The organism is Actinomyces sp. zg296, from assembly GCF_009829695.1.
GTDB classification, from domain to species: domain Bacteria; phylum Actinomycetota; class Actinomycetes; order Actinomycetales; family Actinomycetaceae; genus Actinomyces; species Actinomyces marmotae.
Map to the genome: position 1 here is coordinate 1 of NZ_VWPG01000020.1, position 4,515 is coordinate 4,515.

Below are 4,515 nucleotides of genomic sequence, written 5' to 3' on the forward strand. Positions count from 1 at the left end.
AGCGGCGCCCCGCCCGGCACCGGCCCGGCCGGCACCGGCCCGGCCGTGGCCGCGCCGCCTCCCCGCTCCGGGCTGAGGCCCGGGTGGCGGTGGGCGGCCGATCCCGTGACGGGCAGCCGCCCGGCCTGATCCGCCCACAGGGCCGCGAGCGCGGGCGTGCCGCGGTACAGGGTGCTCAGGCGCAGGCGGCGCGCCGCGAGCCCGGAGCGGTCCTCGGCGGCCGACAGCAGGCTGGGAGAGCCGCCGCGGAAGGTCTCGACGGCGACGTCCGGGTCCCCCAGGACCACCACCTGGGCTCGGTTCCCGCGCTCATCGGAGCGGGCGAGCGCGGCCAGGAACCGGGCGGTGGCGGCGGTGCAGTCCTGGTAGTCATCCACGATGACCAGGCCGGGCACGGGCTGGGGGACGGCGACGCCGTCGGCGTCCCAGGAGGCCAGGGCTTCGGCGGCGCGGTCCTGGAGGCGGGCGGTGTCCATGCGGCGGGTATCCGCGCGGCGCTCCGCGCTGGGGCGGCCCTGGGCGTCCCAGGTGCGCAGGAGCGCTGAGGCCGGCCCCCACAGGGGGACGTCGAGGGCTCGGCCCAGCCCGGCGAGGTCGTCGGCGGTGACGCCGAGCTCCCCGGCGCGGGCGAGCAGGTTGCGCAGCTCGGCGCGGAAGGCGCGCGAGCCGACGGCCTCGGGCGGCAGGCCGGGCCACTGCTCGGGGCGGATGAGGGAGGCGAGCGCAGCGTCCTCCTCCGCTCCGGCCAGCAGGACCGGGGCGGGCAGCGGGTCCGGGCGCTGGGTGAGGGAGGCGGTGAGGATCGCCAGGGCGAGGGATGCGGGCGTGCGGACGCGGACCACTCCCCCGCCGTGGGCGCTGAGGAGGGACGCGGCGCGTTGGCGCAGGCGGTCCGCACGGGCGCGTGTGGGGGCCAGGAGGACGGCGTCGGTCCCCCGCTCGACGGCGCCGACGAGCATCCGCAGGGCGAGGCTCGTCTTGCCGGTGCCGGGGGCGCCGAGCACGACGATGTTGTCCCCGCTGGAGACGGCCGCGAGGACGGCGCGCGCGGACGCGTCCGGCTCCGGCAGGGGCTCGGGGGCGGAGGCGGGCAGGAGGCGCGGCGACGCAGTGATCGCCGGATTCGCGGCGCTGGCCGCGAATCCGGCACCGCTGGCGCTCGGGGTGGCCTCCTGGATCCGCATGGGCCTATCTCACCACGCCCCACTGACACGAATAGGCGCCCGTGGGGCCTCACTCGACGCTCCGCTCCTCCCACGACCGCACCCCCGTCCGCGCGGCGCGAAAACCGACGCCGCCGGGCCCGCGCTGCCGCCGTCGTCGGCCACCGGCGCCCTACGATCGGGGCGGCGACGCGGGGCCCACCGGGGCCGCCCGCGCACGATCCGCCCCCGATCCGCTCTTCCAAGGAGTCACCATGCAGGTCAGCCTCGGCTTCAAGCACGCCGCCCGTCAGATCGAGATCGAGACCTCCGCCTCTCACGACGAGGTCCTGGGCGCGCTGGCCGACTCGGCGACGAAGGATGTCGTCCTCACGGACGACAAGGGCCGCAAGGTGCTCGTGCCCGCGGGATCCCTGGCCTACGCCGAGCTCGGGGCCGCCGAGCAGCGCCGCGTCGGCTTCGGCATCTGAGCCCGCGCCCGGCCCGCGCCGCCCGCGCGAGGCGTCCCGGGAGCGGCCCGCCCGTGATCCAGTCGGCCCGTGATCCAGTCGGTCTCAGACGCGCAGCCCGAGGCCCCTCATGCGGCTCGTCGCGCCGGAAGACAGGACGGCGCCCAGGCGCGCCGAGCCCTGCTCCCCGCCGGCGAGTTCGGGAAAGCGGGCGAGCATGAGTTGGATCGCGCCGATCTCCTCACCCGCCACCCGGCGGCCCCACAGGCCCAGGCGGGCGGCGAGTTGGGGGTCGCCGTCGAGATCGGCCATGAGCTCGGCGGCGGCGAAGGAGCCGAAGCGGTCCTCGGACAGGGCCTCCAAGACGGCGTCGCGCACGCGCGGGGGCAGGGAATCGGTCAGGGCCATGCCGAAGTCCACGAGCAGCCCGAAGGACAGGTAGGTCTTGACCAGCCGCTCGACCCAGTCGTGGGGCCGCAGACGATCATCGACGTCGCCCAGGGAGCCGAGGAAGCGCTCAGCGGACGCCGGCACGTCCACGCCTTCATCGGCGCCGATGCGGATGATCGCGTCGAAAGCGCCCACCTTGGCCGCGCTCATGCGCAGCAGCTCGATGCGCGCGCGCATCGCCGGGGCCTTGTCCGCGTCCTTGGCGTAGCGCGTGCAGGCCACGGAGCAGCTGTAGCCGATGACGCCGAGCACGGCGGCCATGAGGGCGCCGGGCGCGCTGGGGGCCGGGGGCGTCGAGGCGGGGACCGGTTCAGGAACGGAAGGGCTCATGAGCAAAGCGTAGAGCGAGGGCGCCCCTGCCGCGGCCGCCTTGGCGAAGGCGCGTGATGTGCCCCACCTACCGGGGGCAATCGCCGTCGCCTCACCGCCGCGGGGGCGGATGACGGGTAGTCTGCCGACGTCCACGGTTGCCCGGTCGTCCAGCAGCCTGGTCCCGCCGGCCGGCGAGCCGCGCCCTGAGCGCGGCGGCGCCCCTGGGCCCTGAGCGGGACACGATTCACGATCGGCTGCCACATACACGACCGCGAGCGCGGCCCAGGGCCCCGTCGGCCCGGGCGGCGCCGAGCCCTGTCGGCCCGCGCAGGACCACCCTCCGCGCCGGTCACGAGGCCGCGGTCCACATCCGAAGGAACGTCGTGACCGACGAGAACCCCGTCATCACCAGCCCCGCCGAGGCCGCCTCGGCCCCCAGCCCCGCGAGCGCGCCGAGCGCCGCCAGCGCCCCCGAGGCCCCCGCCTCGGGCCTCATCGAGACCGCGGGCGCACACGCCCCCGTCCTGGACGAGGCCTCCCCCGACATCACCGATGAGGGCGCCGCGGTGGACCTGAGCATCAAGTCCTTCGCGGACTTCGGCGTCGAGCCCGAGATCTGCGAGGCGCTGGCCGCCAAGGGCATCATCCACCCCTTCCCCATCCAGGCCCTCACCCTCCCGGTGGCCCTAGAGGGCAACGACATCATCGGCCAGGCCAAGACCGGCACCGGCAAGACCCTGGGCTTCGGCATCCCGCTGCTCATGGACACCCTGGGCCCCGGCGAGGAGGGCTGGGACGAGGACCCCGCCGCCGGAAGCCCGCAGGCCCTCATCGTCCTGCCCACGCGCGAGCTGGCCAAGCAGGTCGCCGTCGAGCTCGAGCAGGCCGCGGCCAAGCGCACCGTGCGCATCGTGCAGGTCTACGGCGGTCGCGCCTACGAGCCGCAGATCGAGGCCCTGGAGAAGGGCGCCGAGATCGTCGTGGGAACCCCGGGGCGCCTCATCGACCTCATGGACCGTGCCGTCCTGGACCTCACCCACGTGACCACCGTGGTGCTCGACGAGGCGGATGAGATGCTGGATCTGGGCTTCCTGCCCGATGTGGAGAAGATCCTGGCCCGCACCCGCGCCGACCGCCAGACGATGCTGTTCAGCGCCACGATGCCGGGCGCCGTCGTCGCCCTGGCCCGCCGTTACATGAGCCAGCCGACCCACATCCGCGCCCAGGACCCCGGGGATGAGTCGATGACGGTCAAGTCGGTGGCGCAGGTCGTTTACCGCACGCACGCCCTGAACAAGGTGGAGGTGGTCGCCCGGATCCTCCAGGCCGAGGGCCGGGGCCGCACGATCATCTTCGCCCGCACGAAGCGCACGGCGGCCCGCGTGGCCGACGACCTGGCCTCGCGGGGCTTCGCCACCGGCGCGTTGCACGGCGATCTCGGGCAGGGGGCGCGGGAGCAGGCCCTGCGCGCCTTCCGCAACGGCAAGGTGGACGTGCTCGTGGCCACCGACGTCGCCGCCCGCGGCATCGACGTCGATGACGTCACCCACGTCATCAACTACCAGTGCCCCGAGGACGAGAAGATCTACGTCCACCGCATCGGGCGCACGGGCCGCGCCGGGAACGCGGGCACGGCCGTGACCTTCGTGGACTGGGATGACATCCCGCGCTGGCGGCTCATCGCCAAGGGCCTGGGCCTGCCTGTGACCGAGCCGATCGAGACCTACCACACCAGCGAGCACCTGTACTCCGACCTGTCGATCCCCGAGGGCACCACGGGCACGTTGCCGCGTTCCAAGCGGACGCTAGCCGGCCTGGACGCCGAGGAGATCGAGGACCTGGGCGAGACCGGCAAGCACGGCGGGCGCGATGGCCGGCGTGACAGCCGCGGCGGGGCCCGGGGCCGCGATGGGCGGGGCTCGCGCTCCCGAGGCGGCCGGGGCGGCAGCGCGTCGCGGGCCTCTGAGGATGGCGAGCGCCGGCGGTCCTCCAGGCGAGCCTCCGACGGCGAGGCCCCGCGGCGCGCGAGGAACCGCAAGCGGACGCGCGGCGGCAAGCCGATCGACTCCGCCGGCCAGGACTGAGCCAGGCCGCCGCGGCCGCTGGCCGGCGGGCTGGCAGGCCGGACCGGGCCAACGGGC

General features: G+C 75.3%; 4 protein-coding genes. 2 read left to right on the forward strand and 2 right to left on the reverse strand.

What is annotated here, in order from left to right:
- Positions 1–1,184 (reverse strand): AAA family ATPase (locus GVV76_RS10110; protein WP_236263401.1); only part of this gene is annotated, 1,184 nt, incomplete at its 3' end.
- A gap of 233 nt (positions 1,185–1,417) precedes the next feature.
- On the opposite strand from GVV76_RS10110, the gene GVV76_RS10115 reads away from it, so the two are divergent.
- Complete coding sequence (locus GVV76_RS10115; protein WP_017177145.1) at positions 1,418–1,633, forward strand: DUF3107 domain-containing protein; 216 nt, start codon at positions 1,418–1,420, stop codon at positions 1,631–1,633.
- A gap of 84 nt (positions 1,634–1,717) precedes the next feature.
- Here GVV76_RS10115 and GVV76_RS10120 read toward each other — a convergent pair whose 3' ends face one another.
- Positions 1,718–2,392, reverse strand: a complete 675-nt coding sequence (locus tag GVV76_RS10120; RefSeq protein ID WP_159524661.1) for a ferritin-like fold-containing protein — start codon at positions 2,390–2,392, stop codon at positions 1,718–1,720.
- 386 nt (positions 2,393–2,778) lie between these two features.
- Between GVV76_RS10120 and GVV76_RS10125 the strand changes: the two genes are divergently transcribed.
- Entirely contained in the window at positions 2,779–4,458 is a 1,680-nt protein-coding gene (locus GVV76_RS10125; RefSeq protein ID WP_442858374.1) for a DEAD/DEAH box helicase, read from the forward strand.
- The last annotated feature ends 57 nt before the right edge of the window (positions 4,459–4,515 follow it).